Source organism: Pseudomonas sp. G5001, assembly GCF_013385475.1.
GTDB lineage: Bacteria > Pseudomonadota > Gammaproteobacteria > Pseudomonadales > Pseudomonadaceae > Aquipseudomonas.
This window is the reverse complement of the sequence record NZ_JACAPZ010000006.1, coordinates 73,283-86,490: the sequence shown is the minus strand read 5'-3', so window position 1 is coordinate 86,490 and position 13,208 is coordinate 73,283. Positions and strand designations below refer to the sequence as shown.

The following is a 13,208-nucleotide window of genomic DNA, read 5'->3' as shown; positions in this document are numbered from 1 at the left end:
AGTCATGCACGGCGAATCTCCAATCAAACGTCGCGTATCGCGCAAGATCTGGGTCGGCTCGGTGCCGGTGGGCGGCGATGCCCCCATCGCAGTACAAAGCATGACCAACAGCGACACCAATGATGTGGCGGCCACTGTCGCCCAGATCAACCGCCTGGAAGCGGCGGGCGTCGACATCGTGCGTGTATCCGTACCGGATATGGACGCTGCCGAAGCCTTTGGCCGCATCAAGCAACTGGTCAAGGTGCCGCTGGTCGCCGATATCCACTTCGACTACAAGATCGCGTTGCGCGTGGCCGAGTTGGGCGTCGATTGCCTGCGGATCAACCCGGGCAACATCGGTCGTGAAGACCGGGTTCGCGCCGTGGTGGATGCCGCCCGTGATCGCGGGATTCCAATTCGCATCGGCGTCAACGCCGGCTCCTTGGAAAAAGACCTGCAAAAGAAATACGGCGAGCCGACGCCGGCCGCACTGGTCGAGTCCGCGCTGCGCCACGTAGAACACCTTGAACGCCTGAATTTCCAGGACTTCAAGGTCAGCGTAAAGGCTTCCGACGTGTTCATGGCGGTAGAAGCGTACCGCCTGCTGGCCAAGGAAATCGTCCAGCCGCTGCACCTGGGTATCACCGAAGCCGGCGGTTTACGCTCAGGCACAGTGAAATCTGCGGTGGGTCTCGGTATGCTGCTGGCCGACGGGATTGGCGATACTATTCGCATCTCCCTCGCGGCAGACCCGGTAGAGGAAGTGAAAGTCGGTTACGACATTCTCAAATCCCTGCATTTGCGTTCCCGTGGCATCAACTTCATTGCCTGCCCGAGCTGCTCGCGGCAGAACTTCGACGTGGTGAAAACCATGAACGAACTGGAAGTACGCCTCGAAGACCTGCTGGTGCCGCTGGATGTCGCGGTGATCGGCTGTGTGGTCAACGGGCCGGGTGAGGCCAAAGAGGCCCATGTGGGCCTGACCGGTGGTACGCCAAACCTGATTTACATCGACGGCAAGCCGTCGCAGAAATTGACGAATGACAATCTGGTGGATGAGCTGGAACGGCTGATCCGCCAGAAAGCGGCCGAAAAGGTCGAAGCTGACGCAGCGGTTATCGCGCGCGGCTGATCGAACGAATTTAAGGATTTGATGTGAGCAAGTCTCTGCAAGCCATTCGTGGCATGAACGACATCCTGCCTGAGCAGACGCCCCTGTGGCGCTACTTCGAGGGCACTGTCGCGCGCCTGCTGGATAACTACGGTTACAAGCAGATCCGCATGCCGATCGTCGAGTTCACCGAGCTGTTCAAGCGCTCCATCGGTGAAGTGACCGACATCGTCGAAAAAGAGATGTACACCTTCGAAGACCGCAACGGTGACTCCCTGACCCTGCGTCCGGAAGGTACTGCCGCGTGTGTGCGTGCGGTGCTCGAACATGGCCTCACCGGCGGTGGTCAGCCGCAGAAGCTCTGGTACATCGGCCCGATGTTCCGCCACGAGCGTCCGCAGAAAGGCCGTTATCGCCAGTTTCACCAGATCGGCCTGGAAGTCTTCAACCTAGACGGTCCGGACATCGACGCCGAGCTGATCGTGCTGACCTGGCGCCTGTGGGGCATGCTGGGCATCCGTGATGCGGTCAAGCTTGAACTCAACAGCCTGGGCACCAGCGAATCCCGGGGCCGCTACCGCGAAGCCCTGGTGGAATTCCTGTCGGCCCACCTGGACAAGCTGGACGAAGACAGCCAGCGTCGCCTGAAAACCAACCCGCTGCGGGTACTGGACACCAAGAACGCCGAGACCCAGGCCGTACTGGTGGACGCGCCGAAAATGGCCGACTACCTGGACGACGAGTCCCGTATCCACTTCGAGGGCCTCAAGGCTCGCCTGGATGCAGCCGGTATTCCTTACGTCATCAACCCGAAACTGGTGCGTGGCCTCGATTACTACAGCAAGACCGTGTTCGAGTGGGTCACCGACAAGCTCGGCGCCCAGGGCACGGTGTGTGCCGGTGGTCGTTACGACGGCCTGGTCGAGCAGATGGGCGGCAAGCCGACCACCGGCGTAGGTTTTGCCATGGGCATCGAGCGGCTGATCCTGCTGCTGGAAACCCTGGAGCAGGTTCCCGAAGAAATCTCCCGTCAGGTGGACGTGTACTTCTGTGCCTTTGGCGAGGCGGCCGAACTGGCTGCCCTGGCCCTGAGCGAGAAACTGCGCGACCAACTGCCGAACCTGCGCCTGCAAGTCAATGCCGGCGCCGGCAGCTTCAAAAGCCAGTTCAAGAAAGCCGACAAGAGCGGTGCGTTGTATGCACTGATCCTGGGTGATGATGAATTGGCCCAGCAAGTGGTAAGTTTCAAACCCCTGCGTGGTCAGGGTGAACAACAAAGCATTGCCTTTGATGCGCTTGCAGCGCACCTGGCCACCTGCATCGTGCAGGGTTGAAGCTGTCAAACAGCCGATTTAGCGATTAAGGAGTATTGGGGTGTCGAGTACTGATGATGACCAGCTGGCCGAGTTCAAAGACTGGTGGCAGCGCAACGGCAAGCCCCTGGTCACTGGCGGCTTGCTGGCTTTAGTAGTGGTGTTCGGCTGGCAAGCCTGGCACAAGTATCAGGCTAACCAGTCGCAAGGCGCCTCGATTATCTATCAGCAACTGCTGGAAACCACGCTGACGCCAAACGGCAAGCCTGACCTGGCCCAGGTTGCAGACCTGGCCGGCAAGCTGAAGAGCGAATTCGGCGGTAGCACCTACGCGCAATACGGTAGCCTGTTCGTCGCAAAAGTTGCGGTCGACAACGGCAAGCTGGATGACGCCGCCTCCGAGCTGAAAGCCATCACCGACAAGCCGGCCAACCCGACACTGGGTGAAATCGCACGTCAGCGTCTGGCTCAGGTACTGGCGGCACAGAACAAGGCCGACGAAGCACTGAAACTGCTCGACGGCGATGCTGACAAGGCATTCCTGGCCACTCGTGAAGAGCTCAAGGGCGACCTTCTGGTCCAATTGGGTCGTACCGACGAAGCCAATGCTGCGTACCAAAAAGCCAAGGCGGCGCTGTCTGATGAAGCGGCGGTCGGTGGCTTACAAATCAAGCTCGACGACTTGGCCAAAGGGGATGCGTGACGTGATCCGTTGGAAACATGCAGCATTGCTGGCTCTGGCCGTTTTGGCCGCGGGTTGCAGCAGCAACAGCAAAAAAGAACTGCCTCCGGCCGAGCTGACCAGCTTCAAGGAAGAAGTGGTCCTGCAAAAGCAGTGGAGCCGCTCCATTGGTGACGGTCAGGGCGATCTGTACAACCTGATGGTCCCGGCGATCGACGGTGACACTATCTACGCCGCTGATTCCACCGGTGTTGTGGTCTCCATGGATCGCATGAACGGCGACGTCAAGTGGAAGAAAGACCTCGAACTGCCTGTGTCCGGCGCCGTTGGCGTGGGTTCTGGCCTGGTGATGCTCGGCACGCTGAAAGGCGACGTCGTGGCACTGGATTCGAGCACCGGTGAAGAGAAATGGCGCGCTCGCGTGACCAGTGAAGTGCTCTCGCCACCGGCTACCAACGGTGACGTGGTTGTCGTGCAGACCCAGGATGACCGTGTGATCGGCCTCGACGCCGCCACCGGTAACCAGCGCTGGTTGTATGACAGCACGCCGGCGGTCCTGACCTTGCGCGGTACCAGCGGTCCGGTTGTAACCAGCAACCTGGCACTGGCAGGCCTATCGACCGGTAAAGTGGTCGCCCTGGACACCCAGAACGGCGTCCCGGCCTGGGAAACCCGGGTCGCGATTCCTCAAGGTCGTTCGGAACTGGACCGCGTAGTGGACATCGACGGTGGCTTGCTGCTGTCGGGTGATACCCTTTACGTCGCGACTTACCAGGGCCGTGTTGCGGCGCTGGACGTGCAGAGCGGCCGGATCAACTGGCAGCGTGATGCTTCCAGCTACGCCGGTGTCGCCCAAGGGTTTGGCAGCGTCTACGTAAGCCTGGCGTCCGGCACCGTTGAAAGTGTCGACGAGCGTTCCACCACTGCGTTGTGGAGCAACGACTCCCTGGCCCGCCGTCAGTTGTCGGCACCGGAAGTGTTCTCCAGCTACGTAGCGGTAGGCGACTTTGAAGGTTACCTGCACCTGCTGAGCCAGGTGGACGGTCGCTTCGTGGGTCGCGAACGTATCGACAGCGACGGCCTGCGTGCCCGTCCGCTGGTGGTAGGTAACATGCTTTACGTGTATGGCAACAGCGGCAAACTGGAAGCGCTGACCATCAAGTAATGGTTTGACTATGCTTGGGGTAATTCCCAGGCGGCCCTGCTTCGGCAGGGCATGCGGCGCTTTCGAGCGCTGCCCCGAGCACCAGCCGCTGCCTTGCAGCGGCTTTTGTATTTTCTGAAATAACGAAGTGGAGAGCCGCATGGTTCCCGTAATCGCCCTGGTGGGCCGACCGAACGTCGGCAAGTCCACCTTGTTCAACCGCCTGACCAGGACTCGCGACGCCATCGTCGGCGACTTGTCCGGTCTGACCCGTGATCGCCAATACGGTGAGGCAAAGTGGCAAGGGCGCTCCTACATTATTGTCGACACCGGTGGTATCTCCGGTGACGAGCATGGCATGGACGAAAAGATGGCCGAGCAGTCGCTGCTGGCCATTGAAGAAGCTGATGTCGTGTTGTTCCTGGTGGACGCCCGCGCGGGCTACACCGCTGCAGACCAGATGATTGGCGAGCACCTGCGCAAGCGCAACAAGCGTTCCTACGTGGTGGCCAACAAGATCGACAATATCGATCCTGAAATGGCCCGCGCCGAGTTCAGCCCGATGGGCCTGGGCGATGCGATCCCGATCGCCGGTGCCCACGGTCGCGGCATCACCCAGATGCTGGAAATCGCCCTGCGCGACTTCCCGCGTGATGACGTGGATGAAGTCGAAGGCGAAGAAGAAATCGTTGCCGAAGGCGAGGAAGCCAAGCGCATTCCTGGCCCAAGCGAAAAAGACGGTATCAAGATCGCGATCATCGGCCGTCCGAACGTCGGCAAGTCGACCCTGGTCAACCGCATGCTCGGTGAAGACCGGGTAATCGTCTATGACGAGCCGGGCACCACTCGCGACAGCATCTACATCCCGTTCGAGCGTAACGACGAGAAGTACACGCTGATCGACACTGCCGGTGTGCGCAAGCGCGGCAAGATCCACGAGGAAGTTGAAAAGTTCTCCGTGGTGAAAACCCTGCAGGCGATCAAAGACGCCAACGTAGTGATCTTCGTCATGGACGCCCGCGAAGGCGTGGTAGACCACGACCTGAACTTGCTGGGCTTTGCCCTGGAAGCCGGTCGCGCCCTGGTGATTGCGATCAACAAGTGGGACGGCATGACGCCAAGCGAGCGCGACTACGTCAAGGTCGAGCTGCAGCGTCGCCTGTTCTTCGTCGAGTTTGCCGATATCCACTTTATCTCGGCACTGCACGGTACCGGCGTGGGTAACCTCTACGCCTCGGTGCAGAACTCGTTCAAGTCCGCGGTCACCCGCTGGCCAACCAACCGCCTGACCCAGATTCTTGAAGATGCGGTCAGCGAGCACGCGCCGCCGATGGTCAACAACCGTCGGATCAAGCTGCGCTACGCTCACTTGGGTGGTGCCAACCCGCCGATTATCGTGATTCACGGTAACCAGCTGGAGAAGGTGCCGAAGTCCTACGTGCGTTACCTGGAAAATACCTACCGCCGTGTCTTGAAACTGGTCGGTACGCCGATCCGTATCGAGTTCAAGGGTGGCGAGAACCCGTACGAAGGTAACAAGAACAGCCTCACCGACCGCCAGGTCAACAAAAAGCGCCGGATGATGACGCACCACAAGAAGGCCGACAAAAAGCGCCGCGACAAGCGCTGATCCTGATCGGTTGAAAAAGGGCTCTTTCGGAGCCCTTTTTTTGTGCCTGGCGGTTGACCCTTCGCGGCATGCAGCTTAAAACTTGGGGCTCACCGCAAGGGGCGCACCGATGATCACCAGCAAGCTGCCGAATGTCGGCACCACCATCTTCACCACCATGTCGCAACTCGCTGCCGAAACCGGTGCGCTCAACCTGTCCCAGGGCTTTCCCGACTTTAACGGGCCCCAGGAGTTGCTCGATGGAGTGGGCAGACACATTGCCCTGGGCCATAACCAATACGCCCCCATGACCGGCCTGCCGGTACTGCGCCAGCAAGTGGCGGCCAAGATCGCCCGCAGCTATGGCGCAACGGTGAATGCCGACAGCGAAGTGACCATCACCCCAGGCGCCACTGAAGCGATCTTCTGTGCGATCCAGGCGGTGATCCGCAGCGGTGATGAAGTCATCGTGTTCGATCCGGCCTACGACAGCTACGAGCCTTCTGTGGAACTGGCAGGCGGTCGCTGCGTACACGTGCAACTGGGCCTGGATGATTTCGCCCTGGACTTCGAGCAACTGCGCGCTGCGCTGTCGCCGCGCACCCGCATGATCATCCTCAACAGCCCGCATAACCCCACCGGTGCCCTGATCAGCCGTGCCGAGCTGGACCAGTTGGCCGAGTTGATCCGCGACCGCGACATCTACCTGGTCAGCGACGAGGTCTACGAGCACCTGGTGTTCGACGGTGTGCCCCACGTCAGCGTGCTGGCTCACGAAGAGCTGTATCAGCGTGCGTTTGTGGTCAGTTCGTTCGGCAAGACCTACCACGTCACCGGCTGGAAAACCGGCTACGTGGTTGCGCCTCCGGCCCTCAGCGCCGAGCTGCGCAAGGTGCATCAATATGTCAACTTTTGCGGCGTGACCCCGTTGCAGTACGCTTTGGCAGACTTCATGGCCGAACACCCGGAACACGTCGAGGAGCTGCCGGCTTTTTATCAAGCCAAGCGCGACCTGTTCTGCGACCTGCTGGAACCGTCGCGTTTCAGCTTTACCCGGGTGGCCGGTACCTACTTTCAATTGGTGGATTACTCACAGATTCGCCCGGACCTGGATGACGTCGCCATGTCGCTATGGATGACCCGCGAGCATGGTGTAGCAACCATCCCGGTCTCGGTGTTCTATCGGAACCCACCGCAAGGGCAGCGCCTGGTGCGACTGTGCTTTGCCAAACGCGAGGAGACGCTGCGTCAAGCAGCCGAGAAACTATGCGTGATCTGAGTGCACTGCCCAACCTGAACATCGCCCTGGTGCAAACCACCCTGGCCTGGCACGACCGCCAGGCCAACCTGGAGCATTTTGAACTGTTGCTGGAACAGGCCAAGGGTGCCGACCTGATCGTGCTACCGGAGATGTTCACCACCGGTTTCTCGATGGAATCGGAAACCCTCGCCGAGCCTGAAAACGGCCCCACCCATCAATGGCTGCAGGCCCAGGCGAAGAAGTACAACGCGGTGATCACCGGCAGCGTGATCATCCAGGCCGCCGACCGCAGTCACCGCAACCGCCTGCTGTGGGCGCGACCGGATGGTGAGGTGTTGCACTACGACAAGCGTCACCTGTTCCGTATGGCCGGTGAACACGACCACTACACCCCCGGCGAGCGCCAGGTGCAGTTCGAACTCAAGGGGTGGCGGATTCGTCCGTTGATCTGCTACGACCTGCGATTCCCGGTGTGGAGTCGTGACGCCCAGGACACTGACTTGCTGCTGTACACCGCCAACTGGCCGGGCGCACGTCGCCAGCACTGGAACCGTCTGCTGCCGGCACGGGCCATTGAAAACCTGTGCTACGTGGCGGCGGTGAATCGGGTGGGCACGGACGGCAAGGGCTTTGCCTACACCGGCGACAGCCAGGTCGTGGACTTCCAGGGCGAAAGCCTGCTGAGCGCAGGGGAGGCGGACGGGGTGTTCCAGGTGTGCCTGGACGCAGCGGAATTGGCGCAGTACCGCACGCGCTTCCCGGCGAACCTGGATGCGGACAGCTTCGAGTTCACCTGAAGGATTTTCGCCGCCTTATAGATTGCCTTCGCGAGCAAGCCCGCTCCCACATTCGTCCTGCGCTACCTGAAAGAACGCGGTCAAAATGTGGGAGCGGGCTTGCTCGCGAAGAGGCCCTTAAAATCACCACAAATTCCAATAAAAAGGCCCCTGGATTCTCGTCCCGGGGCCTTTCGCATTTCAGCGGTCGTGTTTATGCCGCTTTCGCTTCCAGCTGGCTCAACGAGCGGTTCAGCGCGCTGAACACCGCCTTGAAGCTCGCCGTGGTGATGTTTTCATCAATGCCCACGCCATGCACCGGACGCTCACCGTTCACTCGCAGCTCGATGTAGGCCGCCGCCTTGGCATTGGTGCCGGCGCCAATCGCGTGTTCGTTGTAATCCATGATCTCCACACCAATCGGCAGCCCGGCCACCAGCGCTTCCAGGGCGCCGTTGCCTTTGCCGTGCCAGCGCAGGTTGGTTTCGCCCTGGCCCTTGCCGGAGACTTCAACTTCCACCGAGCTGTTGCCGTTCTCTTCCTGCAAGCGATGGCTGACCAGCGCGTAAGGAATGTTGGCTTGCAGGTATTCACGCTGCAACAAGCTGTAGATCTGCGCGGCGGTCATCTCCAGGCCCACGCGGTCGGTTTCGGCCTGTACCACCTGGCTGAACTCGATCTGCATGCGGCGCGGCAAGCTGATGCCGTATTCCTGCTCCAGCAGGTAGGCGATGCCGCCTTTGCCCGACTGGCTGTTGACGCGGATCACCGCCTCGTAGCTGCGGCCGATGTCGGCCGGGTCGATCGGCAAGTACGGCACTTCCCACAATGCGTCGTCTTTCTGCTGGGTGAAGCCCTTGCGGATCGCGTCCTGGTGGGAGCCGGAGAAGGCGGTGTGAACCAGGTCGCCGACGTACGGGTGACGCGGGTGCACCGGGATCTGGTTGCACTCTTCGACGACTTTGCGAATACCGTCGATGTCGGAGAAGTCCAGCTGAGGGTCGAGGCCCTGGGTGTACATGTTCAAGGCCACGGTGACCAGGTCGACGTTACCGGTACGCTCGCCGTTGCCGAACAGGCAGCCTTCGACACGGTCGGCGCCGGCCATCAGGCCCAACTCGGTGGCGGCTACGCCGGTGCCACGGTCGTTGTGGGTGTGCAGGCTGATGATCACGCTGTCGCGACGGTTGATATGACGACCGAACCACTCGATCTGGTCGGCATAAATGTTCGGGGTGGCGCACTCGACGGTGGCTGGCAGGTTGAGGATCACCTTGTGCTCAGGCGTCGGGTTCCAGACCTCGATCACCGCGTCACAGACTTCCTTGGCGAACTCAAGCTCAGTGGCGCTGAACGTCTCTGGCGAGTATTCGAAGGTCCACTGGGTTTCCGGCTGCTGGGCAGCGTATTTGACGAACAGCTTGGCCGCGTTGACCGCGATCGCCTTGATGCCGTCCTTGTCCTGGTTGAACACGATGCGGCGGAACGACGGCGAGGTGGCGTTGTACAAGTGAACGATGGCTTTCTTCGCCCCGCGCAGGGATTCGAAGGTGCGTGCGATCAAGTCTTCACGGCCCTGGGTCAGCACCTGGATGGTGGTGTCCGCGGGGATGTGATTGTCTTCGATCAGGGTGCGCACGAAGTCGAAATCGGTTTGCGACGCAGCCGGGAAGGAGGCTTCGATTTCCTTCACACCGACGGCCACCAGGGTCTTCCAGAAACGCAGCTTTTTCACCGCGTCCATCGGTTCGATCAGCGACTGGTTGCCGTCGCGCAGGTCGGAACTGCACCAGATCGGCGCGGTGGTGATGGTTTTCGAAGGCCAGGTGCGGTCCGGGATATCAATGGTCGGGAACGCGCGGTACTTCGAAGACGGGTCTTTGAGCATGCTCATCGGGAAATCCTTTGTCTAGGGGCCGAGAAAAGGCGGCCTGCCGTAAAACTGTTATTGGGGATAAAGCAGAAGACGAGGCAGATCGATTCAGCCTGGCAGTCGTGCGCTGACTAGGCACAGGCTGCGGTGCTGGCGGAGCTGAATGAGGGTGTGAGAGGTTTTCATAGGTCCAACCCTAACCGCCGGGGTGAAAGATGGCAAGCAGTCGGAAAAAATTGAGAGAAGTTCTGCTATTGCTGAGGAAAACGAGATTTTATGGTTGAGAATTGTGTGTGGGGGTGTTTTGTTTGCGCACCCGTTGCCGGGTGCGCAATTGAGCGTCAGGGCTGAAACGCGCCGATAAAGATCGCCGGATCCACCCGTGCGTCGTTCAGGCTGATGTTCCAATGCATATGCGGCCCGGTCGCCCGGCCGGTGGAACCGACCTTGCCCACCACCGCACCACGAGCCAGTTGCTGGCCCACGCTCACATCAATCTTCGACATATGGCAGAACATGCTGATAAAGCCCTGGCCATGGTCGACAAACACGGTGTTGCCGTTGAAGAAGTAGTTGCCGGTCAGGATCACCTTGCCCGCTGCCGGGGTCTTGATCGGCGTGCCGGCGCCCACGGCAAAGTCCAGGCCGGAATGCGGATTCCGCTCCTCGCCGTTGAAGAAACGTCGCACGCCGAACTTGCTCGACAGCGGCCCGTTCACCGGCTTGTCCAGCAGCAGGTTGCTCGGCGTGTTCGGGCTGAAACTGCGATAGGCCTTGAGCTGGACTGCCAGCTCGCCTTCGATGCGCTTGAGTTGCGCCGGGTCCGGGTTCACCTGGCTCTTGTTCTTCAGGGCGATGTGCTGCTCGGGGTATTTCTTGAAGCCCACGACAAACGGCAGGTTCTGGCTGCCGCTGGTGATGCGTTGGGTGCCGGGCTTGACCGTCAGCGGGATGCCCACAATCGCCAGCCAGTTGTTTTGCTCCTTCACCACTAGCACTGGGCGGTTCATGTAGGTGGCTTTGGGCGCCGTGGCCGAAGTGCCGAGGTCGACCACCGCCACGCCACCGGGCACCGGCTTGTTCAGCAGGCGGGTGATGTAGCTGTCGGCATGGGCGTTAAAGGTTAGGCACAGCAGCATCAACAAACTTAAAAAGCGTGGCATCAATCAATCCAGTAACGAGAGGGTGACGGGCGTCAGGTGGTTGTCTTCCACCCGTACCTGCAATTGGCCTTCACCGAGGCGCGCGGTCAGGCGCTGCCCGGTGTGGGTTTGCGCGGCGTTGCGAATCGCCTGGCCGCGTTCGTCGAGCAAGATGCTGTAGCCGCGTCCAAGCGTCGCCAGCGGGCTGACCACGTGCAGCGTCTGCACCTGGCTTTGCAGTTGCAGGCGACGGGCCTTGAGGCCTTCGCGCATGGCACGGGGCAGGCGTTCGGCAAGGCTGTCCAGGCGTTGGCGCAACAGCGCCAGTTGGCGGCCGGGGTGTTGGCCGGCGAGGCGGGTTTCCAGGCGGATCAAACGCTCGCGACGGGTGTTGAGGCTGCGCTCGAAGGCACGCCGCAGGCGCATGTCCAGGTCATCCAGGCGCTGGGCCTGTTGGCGCAGGCGCTCGCCCGGGTGACGCAGGCGACGAGCCATGCCTTCCAGGCGCAGGCGGTCGTGGGTCAGGCGGTTGCGCATCAGCATCACCAGGCGGCGGTGCAGGTTCTCTACCTGGCGAGTCAGGTGGCTGGAGTCCGGCGCCAACAGCTCGGCAGCGGCGGAAGGCGTTGGGGCGCGTACGTCGGCGACAAAGTCGCTGATCGACACATCGGTCTCATGGCCAACGGCGCTGACGATGGGCGTTACGCAGGCATCCACCGCACGCGCCACGGCTTCTTCGTTGAAGCACCAGAGGTCTTCCAGCGACCCGCCGCCACGGGCCAGGATCAACGCGTCGAAGCCGCGTGCATCGGCCAGCTTCAGCGCGCGGACGATCTGCGCCACGGCTTCACGACCTTGTACGGCTGTCGGGATCAACGTCAGTTCCACGTTGGGTGCCCGGCGGCGGAACACGCTGATGATGTCGCGAATCACCGCGCCGGTGGGCGAGCTGATAATCCCGATGCGCCGTGGGTGGGCGGGCAGTGGCACCTTGCGCTCGGCACTGAACAGGCCTTCGGCGCTGAGTTTTTCCTTCAGCGCGTCGAAGGCCAGGCGCAGTGCGCCGTCACCGGCCGGCTCCACCGTGTCGAGAATCAGCTGATAGTCGCCACGGCCCTCAAACAGCGAGACCTTGCCCCGCACCTTCACCGCCAAGCCGTCTTTCAACGCCTGGCGCACCCGGGCGGCGTTCTGCCGGAACAGCGCACAACGCACCTGGGCGCCACTGTCCTTGAGGGTGAAATACACGTGGCCGGAGGCCGGGCGGGCGAGGTTGGAGATCTCGCCTTCGACCCAGATATTGGTGAACACGTCTTCCAGCAACACCCGCGCGCGGCCGTTGAGCTGGCTGACAGTCAGGACTTCGCGGTCCAGGCCCAGACGGGCAAAGGGATCTTTAATCATGGGCGGCAGTTTATAGGCATTCGTGCAGGGTTTGACAGAACTGCTCCACCAGCGCGCTCGGCGTTTGCTGGCAGGCGAGGGCGACGGTGCTTTGGCAATCGGGATCGGCCAGGGGTAAAAAATGAATGTTGGCCGGCGCAATGTCCTGCATCGACTCCGGCAGCAAGGCGATCCCGAATCCGGCCTGGATCAGCTGTAACTGCGTGGTCTTGCGCGACATCACCCGCGCCGCCTTGGGGAAAAATCCTGCACGCATGCACAACTCGGCTGACAGGTAACTCAGCCCTCCGCGCTGGGGGTGAGGGATCGAGATAAACGCTTCGTTCTTCAGTTGCGTCAAATCGATACCGGATGTGTGCCCGGCCAACCGGTGGTTCGGCGGCACGGCCAGCAACAGTCGCTCGCTATATAAAGGCACGATGCGCACGCCTTCGCGCTGGCGCAACACCGGTAAGCGCAACAGCCCGACCTCCAGTCGGCCGTCGGCGATTTCTTCCAACTGGGCTTCGGAGGACAGTTTGGCGATGTCCATCGACACGCCCGGGCATCGTTCCAGCCAGGCACCGATGCCGCGCAGCAGGCGGCCACTCATCGGCACCGTGCTCGAATGGCTCATCCGCAGCGTGCCGAGCTGTCCATTGCCCACTTGCGTCGCCATCTCACTGGCCTTGAGCAGTTCGCCCAGCAGGTTGCGTGCCCGCGGATAAAAAGCCTCGCCCGCAGCCGTCAGCCGTGGCTGGCGCGCAGTGCGTTCAAATAGCGGCGTTTGCAGCAGGTTTTCCAGCTCCTTGATCTGCCGGCTCAGTGCCGATTGCGCCACAAACAGCCGCTCGGCCGCTGCGCTGAAGCTGCCGCTCTCGGCGATTTCGACGAAGTAACGCAATTGCCGGGTGGAAATCACAAGTCATGCC

At 61.2% G+C, this 13,208-nt stretch carries 11 protein-coding genes; 7 read left to right on the top strand and 4 right to left on the bottom strand.

What is annotated here, in order from left to right:
• Nucleotides 1-4 precede the first annotated feature (4 nt).
• From ispG to HX805_RS05270, 7 genes are all read left to right on the top strand, one after another.
• Nucleotides 5-1,114 carry a flavodoxin-dependent (E)-4-hydroxy-3-methylbut-2-enyl-diphosphate synthase gene (gene ispG / locus HX805_RS05300; RefSeq protein WP_003209666.1) on the top strand — a complete coding sequence of 370 codons (1,110 nt, stop codon included), beginning with the start codon at nt 5-7 and terminating at the stop codon, nt 1,112-1,114.
• Nucleotides 1,115-1,137: 23 nt separating this feature from the next.
• Nucleotides 1,138-2,427, top strand: a complete 1,290-nt coding sequence (gene hisS, locus HX805_RS05295) for a histidine--tRNA ligase (RefSeq protein ID WP_003209664.1) — start codon at nt 1,138-1,140, stop codon at nt 2,425-2,427.
• Nucleotides 2,428-2,467: 40 nt separating this feature from the next.
• Nucleotides 2,468-3,109: a tetratricopeptide repeat protein gene (locus tag HX805_RS05290; RefSeq protein WP_003209663.1), complete on the top strand. Its 642-nt coding sequence runs from the start codon at nt 2,468-2,470 to the stop codon at nt 3,107-3,109.
• The gene (gene bamB / locus HX805_RS05285; RefSeq protein WP_003209662.1) at nt 3,102-4,253 is read left to right on the top strand and encodes an outer membrane protein assembly factor BamB; all 1,152 of its coding nucleotides are present in this window, start codon (nt 3,102-3,104) and stop codon (nt 4,251-4,253) included. The genes HX805_RS05290 and bamB overlap by 8 nt, the downstream gene beginning before the upstream one ends.
• A gap of 139 nt (nt 4,254-4,392) precedes the next feature.
• Nucleotides 4,393-5,862 (top strand): ribosome biogenesis GTPase Der, encoded by a 1,470-nt coding sequence (gene der / locus HX805_RS05280; protein WP_003209661.1) that lies wholly within the window; start codon nt 4,393-4,395, stop codon nt 5,860-5,862.
• A 109-nt stretch (nt 5,863-5,971) separates the two neighbouring features.
• Complete coding sequence (locus HX805_RS05275; protein ID WP_003209660.1) at nt 5,972-7,120, top strand: pyridoxal phosphate-dependent aminotransferase; 1,149 nt, start codon at nt 5,972-5,974, stop codon at nt 7,118-7,120.
• Nucleotides 7,108-7,899: an amidohydrolase gene (locus HX805_RS05270; RefSeq protein ID WP_177027909.1), complete on the top strand. Its 792-nt coding sequence runs from the start codon at nt 7,108-7,110 to the stop codon at nt 7,897-7,899. The genes HX805_RS05275 and HX805_RS05270 overlap by 13 nt, the downstream gene beginning before the upstream one ends.
• Before the next feature lie 193 nt (nt 7,900-8,092).
• Here HX805_RS05270 and leuA read toward each other — a convergent pair whose 3' ends face one another.
• The 4 genes from leuA to HX805_RS05250 form a co-directional block, all read right to left on the bottom strand.
• Complete coding sequence (gene leuA / locus HX805_RS05265) at nt 8,093-9,772, bottom strand: 2-isopropylmalate synthase (protein WP_102605673.1); 1,680 nt, start codon at nt 9,770-9,772, stop codon at nt 8,093-8,095.
• A 320-nt stretch (nt 9,773-10,092) separates the two neighbouring features.
• The gene (locus HX805_RS05260) at nt 10,093-10,914 is read right to left on the bottom strand and encodes a peptidoglycan DD-metalloendopeptidase family protein (protein ID WP_003209655.1); all 822 of its coding nucleotides are present in this window, start codon (nt 10,912-10,914) and stop codon (nt 10,093-10,095) included.
• A gap of 3 nt (nt 10,915-10,917) precedes the next feature.
• The gene (gene xseA / locus HX805_RS05255) at nt 10,918-12,297 is read right to left on the bottom strand and encodes an exodeoxyribonuclease VII large subunit (RefSeq protein ID WP_003209653.1); all 1,380 of its coding nucleotides are present in this window, start codon (nt 12,295-12,297) and stop codon (nt 10,918-10,920) included.
• Nucleotides 12,298-12,307: 10 nt separating this feature from the next.
• A complete protein-coding gene (locus tag HX805_RS05250; RefSeq protein WP_177027908.1) occupies nt 12,308-13,198 on the bottom strand; it encodes a LysR family transcriptional regulator in 891 nt (296 codons plus the stop codon).
• Between the last annotated feature and the right edge of the window lie 10 nt (nt 13,199-13,208).

Bases quoted from the DNA above. Each gene is read 5' to 3' on its own strand.
- der (WP_003209661.1), top strand. From the start codon at position 4,393: ATGGTTCCCGTAATCGCCCTGGTGGGCCGACCGAACGTCGGCAAGTCC.
- xseA (WP_003209653.1), bottom strand. From the start codon at position 12,297: ATGATTAAAGATCCCTTTGCCCGTCTGGGCCTGGACCGCGAAGTCCTG.
- HX805_RS05275 (WP_003209660.1), top strand. From the start codon at position 5,972: ATGATCACCAGCAAGCTGCCGAATGTCGGCACCACCATCTTCACCACC.
- ispG (WP_003209666.1), top strand. From the start codon at position 5: ATGCACGGCGAATCTCCAATCAAACGTCGCGTATCGCGCAAGATCTGG.
- leuA (WP_102605673.1), bottom strand. From the start codon at position 9,772: ATGAGCATGCTCAAAGACCCGTCTTCGAAGTACCGCGCGTTCCCGACC.
- bamB (WP_003209662.1), top strand. From the start codon at position 3,102: ATGCGTGACGTGATCCGTTGGAAACATGCAGCATTGCTGGCTCTGGCC.
- HX805_RS05260 (WP_003209655.1), bottom strand. From the start codon at position 10,914: ATGCCACGCTTTTTAAGTTTGTTGATGCTGCTGTGCCTAACCTTTAAC.
- HX805_RS05270 (WP_177027909.1), top strand. From the start codon at position 7,108: ATGCGTGATCTGAGTGCACTGCCCAACCTGAACATCGCCCTGGTGCAA.